This window comes from Paraburkholderia atlantica (assembly GCF_009362785.1).
Classification (GTDB): domain Bacteria; phylum Pseudomonadota; class Gammaproteobacteria; order Burkholderiales; family Burkholderiaceae; genus Paraburkholderia; species Paraburkholderia atlantica.
Genome location: NZ_WHNQ01000008.1, coordinates 143,993 through 163,392 on the forward strand (window position 1 = coordinate 143,993; position 19,400 = coordinate 163,392).

Genomic DNA, 19,400 nt, shown 5'->3' on the forward strand with positions numbered 1-19,400 from the left:
TCAATTGACGGTGTAACCCCGGCCTGACATGCATGCGGCGAAAGCACGATTGAACGTGTCCATCGCGCCCTGCGTTTGCGCCTGCGAATTTGCCGCGGCCGCGCGCCGGTTTTGCCGTGCGCGCGATCCGCCGACCATCGTGCCGGTCGCCGCGCCGATCGCCGCGCCCTTGCCGGCGTCGCCCGCTATCGCGCCGATGATCGCGCCGCCGGCCGCGCCGCGCGCGGCGCCCTGCACGCGCTCGCCGCCCCCCACCGCGGGGCCGGAAGGCGGGGGCGGCGCATTGGCGACCTGGGTCGGGTCGATACCGGTATTGCTCTTCGCCCACCCATAGCAGGCGCCTTCGTCCTGCTGCTGTTGCTGTGGGCTTTGCCCTCTGGCGGGATACGCTATCGGCCTCGATTGCGCGATGCCTTCCAGCGATAGCGACGCCGTCAACGCGGCAATCACGGCATATTTCGTCGATTTCTTCACGACAGCTCCTTGCGTGGGCACTCGCGGGTGCGAGTCGCCGGCTGCCTGGTTGTTCAGGCGTGAGGGCGCAACCGGCACCCGTGAATGGGAATTCTGGTGGGACCGGTTGCCGCGCGGTGGATGCGCAGCAATGGCAGGTTCGCTTTCATCATGGTGTCGCGCGGCTGTCGCGCGCAATCGGACCAAGGTCGTATTTGCAATATCGTCCGTGATTTCCAAACTGTATTCATGCAATAGATGCAGGTCGTTTCCATTGCTTCGGAGAACTGTCTGTCAAAGATTATGGCCGTGGATTGCCGCCTGGCGATGCAATCCGAGGCCGCTGACGAAGCGCAAGGGGAAGCATCGATGGACCGCGATTCGCGTGCGCGTGCACGCACCATCCCGATTGCAACGGCGCTCGACGACGAGCCGAGGCGCGCGCGACGCGTCAGCCATGTGCTGGGCGCCGCGCTTCTGGCGTGCTGCGGCGCCTTCTCTACTGCGTTATCACTGGCGCAGGCGCCGGCCGCGAACGCTCCGGCGAACGCGGCCAACGCGCCCATTCCCGCGGCAACGCTCGACAAGCTGGTCGGGCCGATCGCGCTGTATCCGGACGACCTGATCGCGATCATCCTCCCTGCGTCCACCTATCCCGTGGAAATCGTGCAGGCCGATCGCTTTCTCGACCAGTACAAAAACAACAAGTCGCTGAAGCTCAACGACGCGTGGCACGATCCGGTGAAGGCGCTGCTGAATTACCCCGACATCGTCAAGAACATGAGCACCGATCTCGACTGGACGATCGATCTCGGCGAAGCCGTCGTCGCCGATCAGGGCTCAGTGCTCGAAGCGATTCAGCGCTTCAGGCGGCAAACGCAATCGGCGGGGCATCTGAAATCCGACGACAAGCAGGTCGTGGTCGTCGAGAAGGAAGTGATCAAGATCCAGCCGGCCGATCCGCAGGTAATCTACGTGCCGCAGTACAACCCGCAGACCGTCGTGGTGGCCAGTGCGCCCGTGACCTACGCGTATGCGCCGACCCCATATCCGGCCTACTACTATCCGTACGCGCCCGGCGCCGCGCTCGCGACGGGGCTGATCTGGGGCGCGGCGATTACCGCCGCCTGGAACGGCGGGCACTATGAAACGCATTACGGGGGCGGCGGCAACAACAACATCAACATCAACCGCGAAACAAACATCGACCGCGGCGATAGAACTGTTAACCGGGGCGACAGGAACGTCGAGCGCGGCAATATCAACTCCGGCAATGTCAACACCGCCGACATCAACCGCGGCGGTGGTCGCGGGCAGGGAGGCGGCGGTACCTCCGCGTGGACCCCGGACAAGAAGCCGGGCCAGGTCAGCGGTATCTCGGATCGCTCGGCGCGCACACAGCGGGTCGGCGATCCGCCGTCGCGCGGCGGCGGCGCGGGTGCGGGCGCGGGCGGTGGGTTGGCAGGCGCCAACCGCGGCGGAGCGGGCGGCGTTGCCGGCGCAAACTTCGCGGGTGGCGGCGCTGGCGGCGCTGGCGGCGGTGCCGGCGCGAACTTCGCAGGTGGCGGCGCCGGTGCGCAAGGGCGGCCGCAGCCGTCCCAGCGTCCGACCGCGTCGACCGGCGCACGCGGCGGCGATGCGTTCAGCGGCTACGGCTCGGCGCGCGACGCGCAAGCCAACAGCGCGCGCGGCGCGGCGAGCCGCCAATCGGCGGCGCGTGGCGGCGCAGGCGGATACGCCGGTGGCGGTGGATACGCCGGTGGCGGTGGATTCGGCGGCGGCGGTGGCGGCGGCGGATTTTCCGGCGGCGGGCGTGGCGGTGGCGGATTCACGCCGCGGGCCGGTGGTGGCGGCCGCGGCGGCGGACGGCGATAAGGAGCAGCCATGAGTGGGCAGAGCATCACCGGAAAGCGCGCACGCGACGTTTCGCGGCGACGCGTGGCCTCATCGCGGCGGCTGTGCGCGATGGTGCTCGCGCTGTCGGTTCCGTTCGCGGCGTTCGCCGCAGGGCAGCGCACTTTCGCCACCCCGGAAGACGCGGTCGCCGCGCTGTCCAGCGCATTGAAGACCGACGACGAAGCGTCGCTCGTCGCCATCTTCGGCGAAACGCACAAGAGCCTCGTGGTCTCGCCGGATCAGGCGGAGAACGAGGCGAACTGGGCCAAGGCGAGCAGGGAGCTCGACGCGTATCACGTGCTCGACGACAGGGGACCGAACCGGCGGATTCTGCTGGTCGGCGACGAGGCGTGGCCGATGCCGATACCGATCGTCAAAGAGGGCGGCGGCTGGCGCTTCGCCACCGAAGAGGGCGAAGAGGAACTGATCAATCGACGCATCGGCTCCAACGAACTCGCAGCGATCAGGGTGCTGGAGGCTTATCTCGACGCGCAGCGTCAATACGCGTCGCGCGACCGGAACCACGACGGCCTGCACGAATACGCGCAGAAGCTGGCCAGCACGCCGGGCAAGCAGGACGGTCTGTACTGGCATACCGACGAAAACAGCGACGAAGAGGAAAGTCCGTTCGGCCCGCTCGTTGCCGCCAGTTCCGAATATCTGAAAGGCCACGCGGCGGGCGATCCTTACCGGGGCTACCAGTTCCACATCCTGACGCGGCAGGGCAAGAACGCGCCGGGCGGCGCGTTCAGCTACGTGATCAACGGCCACATGATCGCCGGGTTCGCGATGGTCGCTTATCCGGCGCAGTACGGCAAGAGCGGCGTGATGACCTTCATGGTCAGCAACAACGGCGTGATCTACCAGAAAGACCGTGGCGCGCATGCGCCGCCTGTAACCGAATTCAATCCGGATCACACGTGGCAGCGCGTCAAGGATTCGCTCTGAGCCGCTCGGGGTCGGCTGTGGCCATGCCCGCACAGCGCGCCCGTGCTTCCGTCAGCTCCGCTTCCGTACTCGAGGCGCTACGTTGAATCACCCACCCAGCGTCACCGGCCTCGCGTCAGCCACGCCACCCGCGCGCGGGTGGCGCTCCGCGTTTCCCCCCGCGCAATGGCTGCGAAGCTATCAGCCGCGCTGGCTCGCGAAAGACGCGGTCGCCGGCGTGACGCTCGCGGCCTATGGCATTCCGGTCTCGCTCGCGTATGCGTCGCTCGCCGGCTTGCCGCCGCAATACGGCATCTACGGCTATCTGGTCGGGGGCCTCTGTTACGCGCTGTTCGGGTCGTCGCGCCAGCTCGCGGTCGGTCCGACCTCGGCGATCTCGATGCTGGTCGGCGTGACGGTTGCGTCGATGGCCGACGGCGACCCGGCGCGCTGGGCTTCGATCGCAGCGCTCACGTCGGTGCTGATCGCGTGCATGTGCGTGATCGGCTGGCTGCTGCGCCTGAGTTCGCTCGTCAGCTTCATCAGCGAGACGATCCTGCTCGGCTTCAAGGCAGGCGCCGCGCTGACGATCGCGATGACCCAGTTGCCGAAACTGTTCGGCGTGAAAGGCGGCGGCGAATTTTTCTTCGAACGGATCGCCGTGCTGTGGGGGCAGCTTCCGCTGACCAACGTCAGCGTGTTCGCGTTCGGCCTCGTTTGCGTCGCGTTGCTGCTGCTCGGCGAAAAGTTTCTGCCGGGGCGTCCGGTGGCGCTCGCCGTGGTCGCTGCGTCGATCGTCGCGTTGTCCGCCACGTCGCTGGGGAGCCGCGGCTTCACGCTGGTGGGCGCGCTGCCTCAGGGCTTGCCTGAATTCCGTCTGCCGGGGCTGCGGATAAGCGATGTCGACGGCATCATCCCGCTCTCGTTCGCGTGCCTGTTGCTCGCCTATGTCGAGAGCGTTTCGGCCGCGCGCGCGCTCGCGCAGGCACATGGTGACGAGATCGACGCCCGCCAGGAATTGCTCGGGCTCGGCGCGGCCAATCTGGCCGCGGGATTGTTCCAGGCGTTTCCGGTCGCGGGCGGGCTGTCGCAATCGTCGGTGAACGACAAGGCCGGCGCGAAAAGCCCGCTGGCGCTGGTCTTCGCGTCGCTGGCGATCGGCTTCTGTCTGATGTTCCTCACCGGACTGCTCGCGAATCTGCCCAACGTCGTGCTGGCGGCGATCGTGCTCGTGGCCGTGAAGGGCCTCGTCGATGTCCGCGAATTACGTCATGTGTGGCGCGTGAGCCGCTTCGAATTCGCGATTTCGATGGTGGCGTTCGCGGCGGTGCTGCTGTTGGGCATCCTGAAGGGCGTGATCGTCGCGGTGCTGGTGTCGATGCTGCTGATCATCCGCCGCGCCGCGCATCCGCATGTCGCGATGCTCGGCCGTATTCCCGGCACGCGCTATTTCTCCGATCTCGAACGTCATGCCGAGAACGAGACGATTGCGCATGTGCTGGCGGTGCGGGTCGAGGCGTCGCTGCTGTACTTCAACGTCGAGCACGTGCGCGAGACGATCTGGCGCATGATCCGCGCCGCGCCCGAGCCGGTGCGGCTCGTGATCTGCGATCTGTCGGCGTCGCCGGTCGTCGATCTGGCGGGCGCGCGCATGCTCAAAGCGATGCACGTCGCGCTGCAGGCGGCGGACACCGAGATGAAGGTCGTCGGCGCTCACGCGGACGTGCGCGACCTGCTGCGCGCCGAGGGGCTCGAGGTTCGTGTCGGCCACATCAGCCGGCGCGGCTCGGTGGCGGACCTCGTCGACGCATTCCAGCAAAACGGCGATCTCGCGGACGAAGCGGGTCGCGGATGATATCGAGGAGAAAACCAAATGTCACGTCAATTGCTTCCCGGCGCGTGCGCGCTCAAACACGACGCCGTGCACAGCCTCACGATCACGCAGTGGCTTACGGCAGCGGCGCTGCTCGCCAGCCCCGTCTTGTGCCATGCAGCGAACCTGAACTTTCTGAAGGACACGCCCGTCACCTACATGCACGAAGCCGACCGTAAAGCGCTCAACGATGCGGCGCAAAAGGCGCTCGATACGAAAAAGGATGGCGAATCGTACGAGTGGAGCAATGCCGGCACCGGCAATTCCGTTTCGATCAAGGGCACGGTGACGCCGCAGGACACGACGAAGGACGGCGATCGAACCTGCCGGACCGCGACGCTGACCGCGGTTGCGAAAGGACAGACCCAAACCTGGACGCCGATCGTCTGCAAAACCGGCGATGGGCCGTGGAAGGTTCTGAAGAGATAGGCCCGTGCGCGTCGCTTGATACGAACCATTTGCGCTGTTGATGCATAATTTGCCAAGCGTTTCGCGGCTCATGCACAAGGCAGACACATGGAACACTCCTACGCTAACGACGATACCGGCAATCTGATCCTGCTCGAACACGTCAACCTGAAGATCCCCAACCAGATTCTCGCGACCGCCTTCTATGTCACCGGCCTCGGGCTCACGCGCGATCCGTTCGTGATGACTGGGGTCGAGAATATGTGGATCAACATCGGCCGCTCGCAGATTCACTTGCCGCACGGGGCGGCGCAACGTTTGCGCGGCAGTGTCGGTCTCGTGGTGGGCGAGCTCGACGCGCTGGTGAAGCGTTTGCGCTCGGTCGAGCCGTTGCTCGCCGGCACCGGGTTCGGCTGGACGGAGCGCGCAGGCAGTGTCGAAGTGACGTGTCCATGGGGCAACCGCTACGAGTGCCTCGATCCCGGCAATCGATCCGCGTCGGCTCCGTGGTCGCAAATCGATCTGGGCATCGCGTTCGTGAAGATGGATGTGCCGGTCGGCAGCGCGTTGCCCATCGCGCGCTTTTATCGCGATATGTTCGATGCGCCAGTCGACATCGAAGAGAAGCATGGCTTGCACCGCGCCATCATCGACATCGGCACGCATCAGCAACTGCTGTATGCGGAAACGACCGAGCCCATTCCTGAATACGACGGGCACCACATCGCCATTTACACCGCGGCTTTTTCGGAGCCGTTCAGGCGGCTCGCCGAAAAAGGCCTCGTATATGGAGAGGAGCCGCATCAATACCGGTTTGCCGACCTCGTCGATCTGGCGTCCGGGGAGCGTTGCTTCAGGCTCGAGCACGAAGTGCGCAGCCTGCATCATCCGCTCTATGCGCGACCTCTGGTGAACCGCAATCCGGAACAGACCAACCGGAACTATCTGCAGGGTGCCGATTGGCGCGGTGGGCGGTTCTGATCAACTCGATGAGCGGTCTATTCAGTGGAAAAACTCATGAGCGTATTCGACGCGTAGCCCGCCCGCCGCAACGTAGGTGAAAACGATGACCAGGGCGGCAGTAAATGGCGACAACGGTGCGCGTCGATCGCTCGCTACTCCTTAACGCTTTACTCTAGAAAATCCACAACACATCGCCTACCCTTAATCGAGCCGGTTTGCCGCGGACCCGTGCATCACTTCTCCCCCTCTGCGAAGCCGACCCGTCCTGACAGAGCTAAACAACGATTCGAAGTCGTACGCTTTTGTTGTCTGCGAGGGTTGCGCCATCGTGTTCTTTCACGCTGTCGTCCGCGTGGGTCCATGTCGCGCTCCTGCGCTGCAATTCATAGGGATATAAAAAGCTAGGAGACGCTCATGCCATTCAACCGTATTCAGGGAATTGTCGGCCTGCCACTGCTCGCCCTCGCGTTCGGCTTGCCCGCGGCCCATGCCGCCGACGAAGTACAGAACAGCACGACCACCACCGCCGCGCCGGTGCCCTCGACGCTTCAGCCCGTGACCCAGGATCAGCTCGATCGAGCCGGCAGCATGACGGCGGTTTGGCTGCATCCGAACGGCTCGTATGCGCAGACGCGCTATTACCCGGGCTCGCAGATCAACAGGACGAACGTCGCGAAGCTCAAACCGGTGTTCATCTTCCAGACGGCTGTCAACGAGTCGATGGAAACGGCGCCGATCGTGAAGGACGGCGTGATGTTCCTGACCACGTCGTTCAATCATGTCTATGCGGTCGATGCGACGACGGGCAAGGAGTACTGGCATTACAAGCACAAGATGGGTCCGGTTACGACGTTCTGTTGCGGGCCCAACAACCGTGGCGTCGCGATTTCGGGTGACCGGCTCTATATGGGCACGCTCGACTCCAAGCTCGTCGCGCTCGACGCCAAAACCGGCAACGTGCTGTGGCAAACCCAGATCGCCGATCCCGACCAGGGCTACTCGGAAACGATGGCGCCGGCGGTCGTCGACGGCAAGGTGCTGATCGGCACGAACGGCGGCGAGTACGGCATTCGCGGCTTCGTGAAGGCGTACGACGCGAATTCCGGCCAGTTGCTGTGGACTTTCTACACGATTCCCGAAACCGGCCAGGAAGGCGTGTGGGCGACCAAAGACGCGACCGGCCGCGACGAGAAGCGCGACATCGACGCGGAGAAGAAGCAGCTGGCCGACAAGGGCGGCGACTTCTACAAGACGCTCGGCGGCGGTGTGTGGATGACGCCGGCGATCGACCGGAAAACGAACACGGTGTACTTCATGGTCGGCAATCCGTCGCCGGACCTGTATGGCGCGATCCGGCCGGGAGACAACCTCTATACGGACTCGCTCGTCGCGATCGATCTCGACACCGGCAAGTACAAATGGCACTACCAGTACGTGCCGCACGACGTCTGGGACCTCGACGCGGTGAGCCCGCCGGTGCTGATCGACGTGCGCGACAACGACGGCAAGATGATCCCCGGCATCGTGCATGCGGGCAAGACCGGTCACGTGTACGTGCATGATCGCGCGACCGGCCGTCTGATCCGCTTCTCGCAGGCGATGATTCCGCAGGAAAACATGTGGACCCTGCCGACCGCGGCCGGCGCGCGCATGTTGCCGGGCGCGAATGGCGGCGTCGAGTGGTCGCCGATCGCGTTCGATCCGCAGACCCGCCTCGTCTACGCGGCCAACCTGCATCAGCCGATGACGTACCAGGTCGAGGACGCCGCTTATCCGGGCGGCAGCAAGCTGTGGCTCGGCGGCGCGTTCAAGGTGATTCCGTCCGAGGCGCAATGGGGCAAGCTGTCGGCCGTCAACGTCGACACCGGCAAGGTCGCGTGGGACTACAAGACCGACCAGCCGCTGATCGGCGGCGTACTCGCGACGGCGGGCGGACTCGTGTTCAACGGCGAGGGCAACGGCCTGTTCCGCGCGTTCGATGCCGCCAACGGCAAGAAGCTGTGGGAGTTCCAGTGCGGCGCGGGCGTCAACGCGCCGGCCGTGTCGTACACGGTCAACGGCAAGCAATACGTGGCGGTCGCGGCGGGCGGCAATACGCAGCTCGACTTCAAGCGCGGCAATAGCGTCATCGTGTTCGCGGTGCCATGAGGGGGCCGGCGCCGCGGGGAGCGCCGGGTGGGGCGCGCGCTGCATGGGTGGCGCTGCTGTGCGGCGGATTGATCGCCGCAGGGTTGCCGTCGGGCGCGCGCGCCGACGCCGAGGCGGGCAAGGCGAAAGCGCAGGTGTGCGTGGCCTGCCATGGGCCGATGGGCAATTCGACGAGTCCCGACTATCCGATTCTGGCCGGGCAAACCGCGCGCTATATATATCTGGAACTGAAGGACTTCAAGCAGGGGCGGCGCAGCGATCCGCGCATGTCGCCGATGGCGGCGAACCTGTCGGCCGAGGATATGCAGGACCTCGCCGACTACTTCGCCGCGCAGAAGCCCATATCGGTGCCGTTCAAGGCGGATGGCGCGAGCATCGAAGCAGGCAGCAAGAAGGCCGCCGAGGTCTTGTGCACGATGTGCCACCTGGGCGGCTTTTCCGGGCAGAACGAGATTCCGCGCGTGGCGGGCCAGCATTATCAGTACATCGTCAAGCAGTTGCAGGACTTTCGCTCGCACACGCGCACCAACGATGCGGGCAACATGACCAGCGTGACGCGTAATCTGACCGACGACGACATCCATCATCTGGCCGCTTATATCAACAATCTGCAGTAGCACGGGGCAGACACTATGAGAGCAATTTTCACTCGGCCACTTGCGGCCGCCGTTCTACTCGCCAGCGCATTCGGCGCTTGCATGCCGGCGCTCGCGCAGGACCAGGGGGAAATCAACCGCCAATTGCTCGCGGCTGCGAAGGACGACGATCAGCAGTCGGTCGTCGCGGCGTTGCAGCGCGGCGCGTCGGTCGATGCGATGAACCGGATCGGCGACACCGCGCTCGTCACCGCGTGCAAGAAGGGCGATACGGCGATGGCGCGCACGCTGATCGAACGCGGCGCGAACGTGCAGCATGCGAACGCGCCGGGCGATACGCCGCTGATGGCCGCGGCCTACGGCGGCTTCGACGAGATCGTCGCGTTGCTGCTCGCGCATGGCGCCGATCCGCTCGCGACCGATCGCGTCGGCAAGACGGCGATGGAATACGCGGCAGGCGAGGGGCAAACGAAGGTCGTCGGTCAATTGCTCGATGCCGGCGTCGACGTCAACCGGACCTACAAGAATGATCTGACCGCGCTGATGTGGGCGGCGGGATACGATCGCGCGGAGACCGCCCAGCTGTTGCTCGCGCGCGGCGCGAACCGGTCGTTGAAGGACAACCGGGGAATGACGGCGAAAGATATCGCGGTGCAGACGAAGTCGGCGCGGGTCGCTGGATTGTTGTCGGCGAGTTAGCGGCTCGAATCACGCGCGCAATGCCGGCAGAGCTTGCGCCAGAATTGCCGGCAATGCCTCGAACGAATCGATCAGCGCGTCGCAGCGCGGCAGGTCGGCGCCGCTCGCGCTGCCATAGCCATAGCTGACGATGAAGACCGGCAGACCAGCCGCGCGCGCCGCCGCGACATCGACCGATGAATCGCCGACCAGCACGCAACGTTCGGGCTCGGCATCCAGTAGCCGGCACGCGTGCCAAAGCGGCTCGGGCGACGGCTTCATGCTCGCCACCGTGTCGCCCGCGACCAGCCCGTCCAGATAAGCGGCGAGCCCCGTTTTATCGAGCAGCGCCGCCGCCAGCGCCCGGGGCTTGTTGGTCACGCACGCGCAGCGGTACCCATGCTGCCGCAACGCGCGCAGCCCGGTCATCACGCCGGGATAGACCCGACCCAGCTCCGCGTTGGTCACCGCATAGTGCCGCTCAAACACGGACTGCGCGTGCTCCAGCTCGACGTGCTCGCCGAGGCCCGCCGCGTCCAGCGAGCGTCGCACGAGCCTGCGCACGCCGTTGCCGATGAAGCCGGTCACCATGTCGAACGGCAGCGGCGCGGCGCCGAAGTCCTTCAGCATCAGGCCGGCGGCCGCGACGATGTCCGGCGCGGTATCGACCATCGTGCCGTCCAGATCGATCAGGACAGCGTGGTAGCCGCGGTTCATCGCCATGACGCGCTCGCGTTCGCCTGGTCCGCGTTCAGTGCGCCGCGCGCAGCCGAATCGGGACGACGCGTGGCCTCTTCATGCCAGCGGCGCAGGGTCGCCAGATCCACCCAGCGATGCCATTCGCCGTGCACCATCGGAACGATCGGCGCATGCGGATCGCCGAGATGAGGCAGCACGGCCAGCGCGCCATCGAAGTCCTCGTGCGCGGTAAAAGTGCTCGGCGTGACGACAACCGGCACGCGCGCGGCGCGCGCCGCCAGCAGGCCATTGCGCGAGTCCTCGAAGGCGAGGCAGGCGGCCGGCTGCAAGCCGAGCTGGTCGAGCACGTGGCGATAGACGTCGGGGGCGGGCTTTTTCGTCGGCGTGGTGGCGGCGTCGCCGATCGCCGCGAAGCGATGGCGCCAGGTGGCGCCGAAATGCGCGCGCAACAGCGCGTCGAGGTTGGCGGGCGTCGTGGTCGTCGCGATCGCCACGCGCAGGCCGGCCTCGTTCGCCTCGTCGATCAGACGCGCGATGCCGGGACGCAGCGGCACGCCGCGCTCGCGCATGCGCTCGATGTAGTGGCGCGTCTTCAGTGCGTGCAGCGCGTCGACGGCCTCTCGCGCTCGCGGGCCCGCGGCTTCCTCGCACTCGACCGTGCGCCAGTAATGCAGCAGACGTTCCTTGCCGCCCGCCACTTTCAGCAAGCCCGAATAGAGCGCTTCGTCCCAGAACCAGTCGAGGCCCGCTTCCGCAAACGCGGCGTTGAACGCTTGCAGATGAGCGGTCTCGGTGTCGGCGAGCGTGCCGTCGACGTCGAAGATAAGGGCTTGCATCGTGCGGTCCTCGCGAGGGTGGGGTGCCGTTCAGACACGCACCACGATAGCCGAGCCGTCCGCCGATTCAAATTCAGAGATTCTTTCGCCGCCGATAAGCGTTGCATTATGTGCAGGCAAGCACGCCGCGATTCGCGCGCCGCGTCAGAGGTCACTTACCCAGTTGCGGATCGGTTACGAAGCCCATCTTCGTCAGCCCGCCGCTTTGCGCCGCCGACATCACGATCGCGACCCGCTCGTACGGCACCTTGCGATCGGCGCGCAAATGCAGCTCCGGCTGCGGCGTCGCGAGGGCGGCGTGCGCGATGCGCGCGCGCAAGCCGTCGTCGGTCACGGGCTGACCGTCCCACAGCACCGTGCCGTCCGCTTGCACCGCGACGTCCACATGCGCGGGTTTGACCGCTTCCGGCTGACTGCTCGCATGCGGCAGATCGATCCTGACCGCGTGTTGCAGCGCCGGAATGGTGACGAGAAAAATGATCAGCAGGACCAGCATCACGTCGACGAGCGGCGTCATGTTGATCTCGTTCATCAGACCTTGATCGTCGTCGTCGGAGAAAGGGCTCATTGCCATTCGAGGTCTCCGTCGCGGGTTGCGTTCGTCGCGTTGGTGCCGCGCGGCACCACGCGCATCTGCGGTCCGGCGCTCGACGGCAATTGCGCACCGGTAACGAAGTACGCATGCAAGCCGTGCGCGAAGCGCTTCAGGCGCGCGACGATCGAGCGGTTCGCGCGCGTCAGTCCGTTGTAGCCGAGCACCGCCGGTATCGCGACGAAGAGCCCGAACGCCGTCATGATCAGCGACTCGCCGACCGGGCCGGCGACATGATCGATCGACGTCTGACCGGTCTCGCCGATCACGATCAGCGCATGGTAGATGCCCCATACGGTGCCGAACAGCCCGACGAAAGGCGCGGTGCTGCCGATCGAAGCAAGGATCGCGAGGCCGCTTTGCAGACGTGCGATCGTCTCGTCCATCGTGTCCTGCAGACGCCGGGTGATCCAGTCGGACACGTCGATGCGGTCGTGCAGATGCTGCTGAGTCTGCCGATGATGCGTCGCGGCTTCATGACCCGCCAGCGCGAGCGCGAGCAGCGGGTTGTCGTGCGCGCTCGAATCCGGGTAGCCGAGGGCGTGCAGCCCGTCGTCGAAGCGGTCCGCGCTCCAGAAGCGCGCATCGCTCTGGCTGGTCACGCGCCTGAGGCGGATCACCTGCCACAGCTTCACGATGAGCACCGTCCACGACAACACCGACATGATCACGAGCACGCCCAGAATGCCGCGCGTGACGAAATCACCCGAATCCCATACGTTTGCGAGTCCGTAGTGTTGCATGGCGCGTTCCTTCGTTTGGTGTCGGTGGTCTGTTTCGCGGTTCGGTTACATCGGCTCGGTCACTCGGTCAGTCCGAATACGAACGACTGCGAGTACGCGGCGCGCACCGGCGTGCCGTTTTCGGTGTAGGGCTGGCAGGCGCCCGCATGCACGGCGGCGAGCGCCGCATCGTCGAGCCGCGCGGAGCCGCTGCTGGTTTGCAGCTGCGCCGTTTCGATATGCCCGGTCAGACCGACGACGAAGCGCACGATCGCCGTGCCATGCTCGCCGCGCCGCTTCGCGACGTCGGGATAGTCGGGCTTCGGAATCGAGCAGTCGATATGCGACACACTGCGCGGCTCGGTCGACGCGGGATGGGCGGCGGGAGCGGATGCGGACGACGGCGCGGCGGCCATTGGCGTGGCGGGCACGGCGGCCTGCGGCGGCGCCGATGGCGCGGCGGTTTGTGTGACGGGCCGCGCGGTGCTTTCGCGTGTCGGAGACGGCGTGGGCACCGGCGTTTCCACCCGGCGCGGTACCTGCACGCGCGGCTGAGGCGCCGGTTTGATGCGCGCTGCGGGATGCGGGACCTGCGGAGTGGGCGCAGGCGGAACGACAGCGGCGGGCGGGGGCGGCGCGGGTGGTGAAACAACCGGAGCAGGAGGCTCGGGGCTCAGCAGCAACGCGGTGATCGTGCGTGGCTCGACCGGACGCTCGACGATCCGGTTGCGCGCGCTCAACGCGATGGCGAGCAGCAGCAGATGCGCGACGATCACGGCGCCCAACACGATAGCCGCCCGACGGTAGCTGGTCGCGGCATTCGTAGAACTTCCTGGGTGCACCACGGCAACTTGCAGCATCATCGCCACCTCCGCGCTCATTGTCCTCCGCGGCCCCCGCTTTTCAAACCCGCGACGGCCGGCGCGAAGCAATTCGGGAAAATCTCCCGCCGATCCGCGTTGTCAAACAATCGCCCGGTGGGCTACCTTGAAACGATGACGCGAATCATCGCGGCGCCGCGATATCAACCCGGAGTACAACGATGCTGGAGACACGGATTTCCCCCCGACCGCCACGCCGTTCCCTCGCGCTGGTCTGCGCGCTCGTGCTGGCCGCGAGTGCCGCGCATGCCGCGGCCGCGCCGCTCGCCTATGTGACGAGCGAGAAGGCTGGCGTCGGCGTGATCGATCTCGACCAGATGACGCTTGCGCAGACCTTTCCGGTCGGCGCGGACGGCCCGCGCGGCCTGAGCCTGAACGCCGACGGCACGCGTCTGTTGGTTGCCAACAAGAACACCAACGATCTCGCGGTGATCGACACCGCCACCGGCAAGGTCGTCAAGCGCGTGAAGATCGGCAAGAACCCTGAATATGTGCGGGTGCACAACGGCTATGCGTACGTGACCTACGAGCCCGGCGAGGACGGCGGGCCGCCGGGAGCCAAACCGGAAGGCAAACCCGACGCGAAGGGGGACAACAAGCCTGAAGCGAACGCGGGCGGCAAGCCCGGCGCGGACGACGACGACGCGAACAAACCGCCCGCCGAAATCGCGATCATCGATATGAAGAACTGGCAGGTGATGCGCTCGGTCACGAGCGGCCACGAAACCGAAGGCATCGAATTCTCGCGCGACGGACAGATGATGCTCGTCACCAACGAAGGCGACGACACGGTGTCGATCTATCACGCACGAACCGGCGCGCCGATCAAAACCGTGAAGCTCGCGGCGGGCGGCCGGCCGCGCGGCATCCGGTTGTCGCCCGATGGCAAGCACTATGTGGTCACGCTGGAGTCGCTCAGCAAGCTCGTCGTGATCGACGCGCACACATTCGAGGTGGTCAAGACGGTCGATACGAAGCTTGGTCCCTATGGCGTCGCATTCGAACCGAACGGTCAGCGGCTTTTCGTGGCTGCTGCGCGCGACAAGGTCGTGCAGGTGTTCGACGGCCACACCTTCGAACATGTCGCCGATGTGCCGGTCGGTCAGCGCTGCTGGCATTTCAGCTTCACGCCGGACGGCTCGAAGCTGATGGTCGCGTGCGGGCGCTCCGACGCAGTGTACGTGCTCGACGCGAAGAGCTATCAGCCGCTCAAGCAGATCGGCGAGCTGCCGCTCGCGTGGGGCATCGTCACGTATCCGCATAGCGATGGGTCGATCGAATCGCATTGAGTGAGGCTGGCGAAGAGGCTGTTGCGGATTTTTTCGAAGTTTGTTGGCTTTGCTGAGTTGGTGTTAACTTTTTCTCTGTCCTGTACCGCTGTACGAGAAGAAGCACAAAAGGCCGCCTGACAAGGGCGGCCTTTTTCATGTGTGCTCGGGCATGCTCAGTAGCTCGGGGGTGCAAGTCTCTGTCTAGCCTAATCCCGATTCCGTACCAGCAGAAATATGCAATAGAAATGAGTTATCCGAAACCAATAGCGTCAATTCTTGTAAAAGCGGGCTTATCCCGAATTAAAGTCGTTGACCCTGCTCCGTTTCGATGGTTAATTCTCGTAGCAATGCCAGTAAACTCAGGAGGAGTGCAATGGAGGAACAGATGCAGCGATACAGTGGGACGGATTGGACAGTCGAGGAAGAATGCGGAGTCTGCAGCATTATCTTTTCTATTTATTCCAAGTTCCCGCCGATGCCGTCCGCCCAGGCCTTGAACATGGAAACCGGGGAGTTCTTTCCGTTTGAGAGGGTTCGTAAGCTGAAAAGCGGGTATGCCATGGCCGAAGCGCTGGGCGTTGCATGGGCGTGCAATTGTCGCGAACGATCAAAGGAGCGTTTCGATGAACAGTTCACGCTTCGGGACCCGAGCGGGCGCGCGCTTTCCGATACTCTCTATACGGTCCGATTCCCATCGGGCGAGTTGAAGCATGGGGTTACCGATCACGCGGGACGTACACAGCGGCACAAGACAGACGGCGCGCAAGCGGTGCGAATCTATCTTGGACATTGCCAGTCAGCGTAACAATTTGCCTACCAAGGTAACTCATAAAACGGGGTAAAAATGACTTTTCCGCTGCACGAATGCGTGACCAATACAAACGCTAATTCAAACGTCAATGTTTATGTGACACGCTACTGCAAGCCATGGAAGATATCGGCCGGGGGCATTGAATTTCTGAAGGGCTGGGAGAAATTCAGTGCGGTCATATATGACAAGGATGGAAGCGGAAAAGGCAATGCGACGATCGGTTATGGTCATCTTGTTCATATGGGGCCGATATCAGGAGAAGTATCTGAGAAGCCATTTTTAAGTGGAATTGCGGAGGCAGATGCCGATAAAATTCTCCGCGCCGATGTTGAAAAGGCTGAGCGCATTGTCAATAACTCGATCAAGGTCCCTTTACACCAGTACGAGTACGACGCCCTGGTGTGTTTTATATACAATCTTCAAGGTCATGGCGCCAACCTGCTCGATTTCGTTAACACTGGTGATTATGACAAGGTTGGCGACAAGATGAGAACTTACAGCCATGACCATCAGGGTCGCTTAGTTAAGGGCTTGCTCAGGCGTCGTCACCGTGAGGCAGAAATGTTCGAGGCAGGGATTTATGACTCATCACACTAAACTTATCCCGGCGATTGCACTCTGGCCGATCTTCTCGATAGCGGCCACCGTTTATTCGGGGGAGTTCGATTATAAGCAGATCCAATCGTCGGCGACGTATTTCTCCGGCCGCTCGGAAAAGGAAATTGATCGTTTGTGCAAGAGCGGAGAGCATGCGACGAATGATGATCTAGCTCAATGCCAACACCGGGAATTTGAGCGTGCAACGGTGCGGCTGGATGACAAGCTTAAAGCTGTTACGGCGCGATTTGAGCAGGGCGATAACTTTTTAAAAACCTATGATGAGAAACCATTGGCGATGCCATATTTCGTTTCGGCGCAAGTTTCTTGGATGAAGTTTCGTGACAGTCAATGTTATGCCGAAACATATATGATGGGCGAGGCGGCAGAGCGCGATATGTATTTTTGGGGATGTATGACCGACATTACGCAAACGCGCGTAAATGAGTTGGCTAGATTGCTGAAGGATTGGAGTGTTCACTAAAAAGCAGTCCCGTTTCGGCGAAGCTATTTGAAGGAATTGATAATGCGCGACACTAGTATGTTTTTTCTGCTTTTCATTATGTCGCAGGCGACCTATTCTTCACAGTCCATCTATGGATGCCTCACGCAATCCACCACTACTTCCACGCATACCTCATCCCCACCCAAAACCCCCTCGGCGCCCCCGGCCCGACGAACTGCTCGTTGACCGGATTAGCGCCGTTGAACGTATTCCCCGGCCCGGTAAAGAAGTTCTCCCCTAACGCGCCGAAGCTCGCATAGCGCTTATCGAGCAGATTCGACACCGATGCGAACACCTGCAACTGTTTCGTCACCTGATACGAGGTGTCCATATCGATCAGCAGATAACCGGAGATCTTGCCGTTCACGTCCTGGTTGTTTTCGTCGCCCTGCGCGTAGATGCTGCCGCGCCACGTCAGGTTCGTGCCGATTCGCCATTTCGAGGTCGCCGCATAGTCGAGCCGCAGTTTGACGGTCGTCGCCGGAATGCTCGGGATGTGGTCGCCCGGACGCACGGTGATGTTGCCGTTCGCGTCGGCGCTCGAATTGCTGGGGCTGCTTTCGACCCATGTCGACTGGTAGGTCGCGTTGACGTAGCTATAGCTGCCGGTCACGGTGAGCGGACCATATTTCGTCTGCCCGGCTAGTTCGACCCCTTGCCGTCGCGTGCGCCCGACGTTCTGAAAAAAGCCCTGCGAACTGCCCGCGCCGTTGCTGCTGATGAACTGGATGTCGTTGTCGAGCGTCGTGCTGTAAGCGGCGGCGCTCCATGTCGTGTTGCCGCCGATCCTGCCGCGCGCCCCGACTTCATAAGTCTTCGAAATGACCGGCTGCAATGGCGGATCGGAGACGAAGTCGTTCGGCAGCGAACATGGCGCGTTCGGATCGGCGCAGGCCAGCTCGATCGCGGTCGGCGAGCGCATGCCTTCGTTGTAGGTCGCGTAGGCGGTGAAGGCCGGCGTCGGATTCCAGTTGATGCCGACCGCCGGATTGAAGCGCGAGAACGTATGGTGGCCGTTGAGCTGCGGCTGCGTGCCGGATTCGTCGCCGATCGTCGCATCGGCCCAGTTGTAGCGGCCCGACAGCGTCAGCGACCACTGCGGCGTCAGCGACAGCGTGTCCGTCAGATAGATGCCGTAGTTCGTGTTGTGCGTGTTCGCGTTGGTCTGCGGTTCGAAATTGCCGATGCCGACCGTCGCGCGCGAATCGGTGAACATCGCGTCCTGCGACGACTGCGTGAAGTGCGAATTGGCGGCATCGACGGCCATGCCCGCGATGAACTGGTTCTTCATGCCGCCGAGCTTGCCGAGCAGCGTCAGTTGCAAGCTCGCACCATAGCTGTCGGTCGTCACGGTCGACTGTACGTTGGTCGCCTGCAACGTATCGACGTCGCCGTCGTCCTCGATCTCGCCGAAGTTTTCGTTGACGTTACTGCTGGTGTTCGAATTGCGAAAGTGCCGGTAATACGCGTTGCCGCTCAGCTCGACGTTGTCGTTGAAGTAGTGATCGCCCGACAGCGTCAGGTAGCCGACGCTATTCTGATTCCGGTCGGGATACGTGTACGGTTGTTTGGGGTTGTTGAGAAACGAGCGCGGAATGGTTTGCACGCCGTGCAGATCGTTGTCCGCGCCACCCGCCGACAACGACAGCGTGGTATCAGCGTCGGTATAGCGCAGCTTGCCGAACGCCTGACGGATGCGGCTTTCGTTCTGCTCGGCCCAGCCGTTGTCGTTCGCGGCGTTGGCGGTGAAGTAGTAGTCGAGGTTCTGGCCGATCGTGCCGCCCTGTTCGATCTGCGCGGCCTTGCGTCCCCACGAGCCGCCCTGTATTTCTGCCTCGCCGACCGGGTTGTCCTTGCCGTTCTTCGTCGTGATCGCCAGCGCGCCGCCGAGCGTGTTGAAGCCGAAGGTCGGATTGGAGCCGGGAATCAACTGCATCGTGTCGATCGCCTGTTGCGGTATCAGGTCCCAGTTCACGACGTCGCCGAACGGCTCGTTCACGCGCACGCCGTCGACGAATACCGACAGGCCCTGCGGCGTGCCCAGCAGCGGTGATGCGGTGAAGCCGCGATAGAACAGGTTCATCTGATACGGATTGCCCTGCGCGTCGGAGATCGTGACGCTAGGCAGATTCGCCGCGAGGAAATCGGTAAGCGTCTGGCGCCCCTGCCGTTGGATATCGGCCGCGTGTACGGTCTGCACGTTGGCCGGCACCTGCGTGAGCGGCGTGCCGATGCCGAGCAATGGCGTGGTACCCACGACGACGATCGGCGCGAGTGTCGTAATGGGTGTCGTGTTGCTGTTGGCGTTGTCGTCGGGCGCCCTGGAAGGGGCAGCGGAAGACGCCGAAGCCGGCGCCGACGCCGCGACCGGCGGCTCGGCTTGCGCCTGCGCCCACACGCTCGTGGACAATCCGGCGAGCGCCCCGCCGACGCAGAAGGTGATGCCGGCGCGCCGCTGAAGCCGGCGTTTGCGGCGTGCTTGAGATCGCATGCTCATCGTTGTTGTCTCCTGCCGGCTTGTTATGCGCGCGCGTCGCGCGTTGT

19 protein-coding genes are annotated in these 19,400 nt (G+C 63.8%); 12 read left to right on the top strand and 7 right to left on the bottom strand.

What is annotated here, in order from left to right:
- Nucleotides 1-474, bottom strand: coding sequence for a glycine zipper family protein (locus tag GCT19_RS14230; protein ID WP_018437381.1), 474 nt, complete (start codon nucleotides 472-474; stop codon nucleotides 1-3).
- A gap of 348 nt (nucleotides 475-822) precedes the next feature.
- Here GCT19_RS14230 and GCT19_RS14235 point away from each other — a divergent pair, with 348 nt between their 5' ends.
- From GCT19_RS14235 to GCT19_RS14270, 8 genes are all read left to right on the top strand, one after another.
- Nucleotides 823-2,328, top strand: a complete 1,506-nt coding sequence (locus GCT19_RS14235) for a DUF3300 domain-containing protein (RefSeq protein WP_227749258.1) — start codon at nucleotides 823-825, stop codon at nucleotides 2,326-2,328.
- 9 nt (nucleotides 2,329-2,337) lie between these two features.
- Nucleotides 2,338-3,297 carry a DUF2950 domain-containing protein gene (locus tag GCT19_RS14240; RefSeq protein ID WP_152852306.1) on the top strand — a complete coding sequence of 320 codons (960 nt, stop codon included), beginning with the start codon at nucleotides 2,338-2,340 and terminating at the stop codon, nucleotides 3,295-3,297.
- Between the two features lie 82 nt (nucleotides 3,298-3,379).
- Entirely contained in the window at nucleotides 3,380-5,131 is a 1,752-nt protein-coding gene (locus tag GCT19_RS14245) for a SulP family inorganic anion transporter (protein ID WP_152852307.1), read from the top strand.
- A gap of 18 nt (nucleotides 5,132-5,149) precedes the next feature.
- The gene (locus GCT19_RS14250) at nucleotides 5,150-5,578 is read left to right on the top strand and encodes an RT0821/Lpp0805 family surface protein (protein WP_152852308.1); all 429 of its coding nucleotides are present in this window, start codon (nucleotides 5,150-5,152) and stop codon (nucleotides 5,576-5,578) included.
- A gap of 87 nt (nucleotides 5,579-5,665) precedes the next feature.
- Entirely contained in the window at nucleotides 5,666-6,538 is an 873-nt protein-coding gene (locus GCT19_RS14255) for a VOC family protein (RefSeq protein ID WP_018437376.1), read from the top strand.
- A 396-nt stretch (nucleotides 6,539-6,934) separates the two neighbouring features.
- Nucleotides 6,935-8,668, top strand: a complete 1,734-nt coding sequence (locus GCT19_RS14260) for a pyrroloquinoline quinone-dependent dehydrogenase (RefSeq protein ID WP_013093270.1) — start codon at nucleotides 6,935-6,937, stop codon at nucleotides 8,666-8,668.
- Entirely contained in the window at nucleotides 8,665-9,285 is a 621-nt protein-coding gene (locus GCT19_RS14265) for a c-type cytochrome (RefSeq protein WP_026229061.1), read from the top strand. The genes GCT19_RS14260 and GCT19_RS14265 overlap by 4 nt, the downstream gene beginning before the upstream one ends.
- Nucleotides 9,286-9,300: 15 nt before the next feature.
- On the top strand, nucleotides 9,301-9,963 hold the full coding sequence (locus GCT19_RS14270) for an ankyrin repeat domain-containing protein (RefSeq protein ID WP_152852309.1): 663 nt from the start codon (nucleotides 9,301-9,303) through the stop codon (nucleotides 9,961-9,963).
- Between the two features lie 9 nt (nucleotides 9,964-9,972).
- Here the strand turns inward: GCT19_RS14270 and gph are convergent, their stop codons facing one another.
- The 5 genes from gph to GCT19_RS14295 form a co-directional block, all read right to left on the bottom strand.
- Nucleotides 9,973-10,665 carry a phosphoglycolate phosphatase gene (gph, locus tag GCT19_RS14275; protein WP_018437373.1) on the bottom strand — a complete coding sequence of 231 codons (693 nt, stop codon included), beginning with the start codon at nucleotides 10,663-10,665 and terminating at the stop codon, nucleotides 9,973-9,975.
- Nucleotides 10,656-11,477 (bottom strand): HAD family hydrolase, encoded by an 822-nt coding sequence (locus GCT19_RS14280; protein ID WP_018437372.1) that lies wholly within the window; start codon nucleotides 11,475-11,477, stop codon nucleotides 10,656-10,658. The genes gph and GCT19_RS14280 overlap by 10 nt, the downstream gene beginning before the upstream one ends.
- Before the next feature lie 151 nt (nucleotides 11,478-11,628).
- Nucleotides 11,629-12,051, bottom strand: coding sequence for an ExbD/TolR family protein (locus tag GCT19_RS14285; RefSeq protein WP_026229059.1), 423 nt, complete (start codon nucleotides 12,049-12,051; stop codon nucleotides 11,629-11,631).
- Complete coding sequence (locus GCT19_RS14290; RefSeq protein ID WP_018437370.1) at nucleotides 12,042-12,812, bottom strand: MotA/TolQ/ExbB proton channel family protein; 771 nt, start codon at nucleotides 12,810-12,812, stop codon at nucleotides 12,042-12,044. Before GCT19_RS14290 ends, GCT19_RS14285 begins: the two co-directional genes overlap by 10 nt.
- Before the next feature lie 59 nt (nucleotides 12,813-12,871).
- Nucleotides 12,872-13,654 carry a TonB family protein gene (locus tag GCT19_RS14295; protein ID WP_227749259.1) on the bottom strand — a complete coding sequence of 261 codons (783 nt, stop codon included), beginning with the start codon at nucleotides 13,652-13,654 and terminating at the stop codon, nucleotides 12,872-12,874.
- Between the two features lie 179 nt (nucleotides 13,655-13,833).
- Here GCT19_RS14295 and GCT19_RS14300 point away from each other — a divergent pair, with 179 nt between their 5' ends.
- The 4 genes from GCT19_RS14300 to GCT19_RS14315 all read left to right on the top strand — a co-directional run bounded on the left by GCT19_RS14300 (nucleotide 13,834) and on the right by GCT19_RS14315 (nucleotide 16,835).
- A complete protein-coding gene (locus GCT19_RS14300) occupies nucleotides 13,834-14,961 on the top strand; it encodes a YVTN family beta-propeller repeat protein (protein WP_152852311.1) in 1,128 nt (375 codons plus the stop codon).
- Nucleotides 14,962-15,316: 355 nt separating this feature from the next.
- Nucleotides 15,317-15,748: a hypothetical protein gene (locus GCT19_RS14305; RefSeq protein WP_152852312.1), complete on the top strand. Its 432-nt coding sequence runs from the start codon at nucleotides 15,317-15,319 to the stop codon at nucleotides 15,746-15,748.
- Between the two features lie 39 nt (nucleotides 15,749-15,787).
- Complete coding sequence (locus GCT19_RS14310) at nucleotides 15,788-16,351, top strand: lysozyme (RefSeq protein ID WP_152852313.1); 564 nt, start codon at nucleotides 15,788-15,790, stop codon at nucleotides 16,349-16,351.
- Entirely contained in the window at nucleotides 16,335-16,835 is a 501-nt protein-coding gene (locus GCT19_RS14315; protein ID WP_152852314.1) for a lysozyme inhibitor LprI family protein, read from the top strand. The genes GCT19_RS14310 and GCT19_RS14315 overlap by 17 nt, the downstream gene beginning before the upstream one ends.
- Before the next feature lie 136 nt (nucleotides 16,836-16,971).
- Here GCT19_RS14315 and GCT19_RS14325 read toward each other — a convergent pair whose 3' ends face one another.
- Nucleotides 16,972-19,353, bottom strand: a complete 2,382-nt coding sequence (locus GCT19_RS14325) for a TonB-dependent receptor (protein WP_152852315.1) — start codon at nucleotides 19,351-19,353, stop codon at nucleotides 16,972-16,974.
- Nucleotides 19,354-19,400: the final 47 nt, after the last annotated feature.

Coding starts and splice junctions, on each gene's coding strand:
- GCT19_RS14295 (WP_227749259.1), bottom strand. CDS start 13,654: ATGATGCTGCAAGTTGCCGTGGTGCACCCAGGAAGTTCTACGAATGCC.
- GCT19_RS14315 (WP_152852314.1), top strand. CDS start 16,335: ATGACTCATCACACTAAACTTATCCCGGCGATTGCACTCTGGCCGATC.
- GCT19_RS14300 (WP_152852311.1), top strand. CDS start 13,834: ATGCTGGAGACACGGATTTCCCCCCGACCGCCACGCCGTTCCCTCGCG.
- GCT19_RS14265 (WP_026229061.1), top strand. CDS start 8,665: ATGAGGGGGCCGGCGCCGCGGGGAGCGCCGGGTGGGGCGCGCGCTGCA.
- GCT19_RS14260 (WP_013093270.1), top strand. CDS start 6,935: ATGCCATTCAACCGTATTCAGGGAATTGTCGGCCTGCCACTGCTCGCC.
- GCT19_RS14250 (WP_152852308.1), top strand. CDS start 5,150: ATGTCACGTCAATTGCTTCCCGGCGCGTGCGCGCTCAAACACGACGCC.
- GCT19_RS14240 (WP_152852306.1), top strand. CDS start 2,338: ATGAGTGGGCAGAGCATCACCGGAAAGCGCGCACGCGACGTTTCGCGG.
- GCT19_RS14290 (WP_018437370.1), bottom strand. CDS start 12,812: ATGCAACACTACGGACTCGCAAACGTATGGGATTCGGGTGATTTCGTC.
- GCT19_RS14280 (WP_018437372.1), bottom strand. CDS start 11,477: ATGCAAGCCCTTATCTTCGACGTCGACGGCACGCTCGCCGACACCGAG.
- GCT19_RS14325 (WP_152852315.1), bottom strand. CDS start 19,353: ATGAGCATGCGATCTCAAGCACGCCGCAAACGCCGGCTTCAGCGGCGC.
- GCT19_RS14310 (WP_152852313.1), top strand. CDS start 15,788: ATGACTTTTCCGCTGCACGAATGCGTGACCAATACAAACGCTAATTCA.
- GCT19_RS14235 (WP_227749258.1), top strand. CDS start 823: ATGGACCGCGATTCGCGTGCGCGTGCACGCACCATCCCGATTGCAACG.
- gph (WP_018437373.1), bottom strand. CDS start 10,665: ATGGCGATGAACCGCGGCTACCACGCTGTCCTGATCGATCTGGACGGC.
- GCT19_RS14305 (WP_152852312.1), top strand. CDS start 15,317: ATGGAGGAACAGATGCAGCGATACAGTGGGACGGATTGGACAGTCGAG.
- GCT19_RS14285 (WP_026229059.1), bottom strand. CDS start 12,051: ATGGCAATGAGCCCTTTCTCCGACGACGACGATCAAGGTCTGATGAAC.
- GCT19_RS14255 (WP_018437376.1), top strand. CDS start 5,666: ATGGAACACTCCTACGCTAACGACGATACCGGCAATCTGATCCTGCTC.
- GCT19_RS14270 (WP_152852309.1), top strand. CDS start 9,301: ATGAGAGCAATTTTCACTCGGCCACTTGCGGCCGCCGTTCTACTCGCC.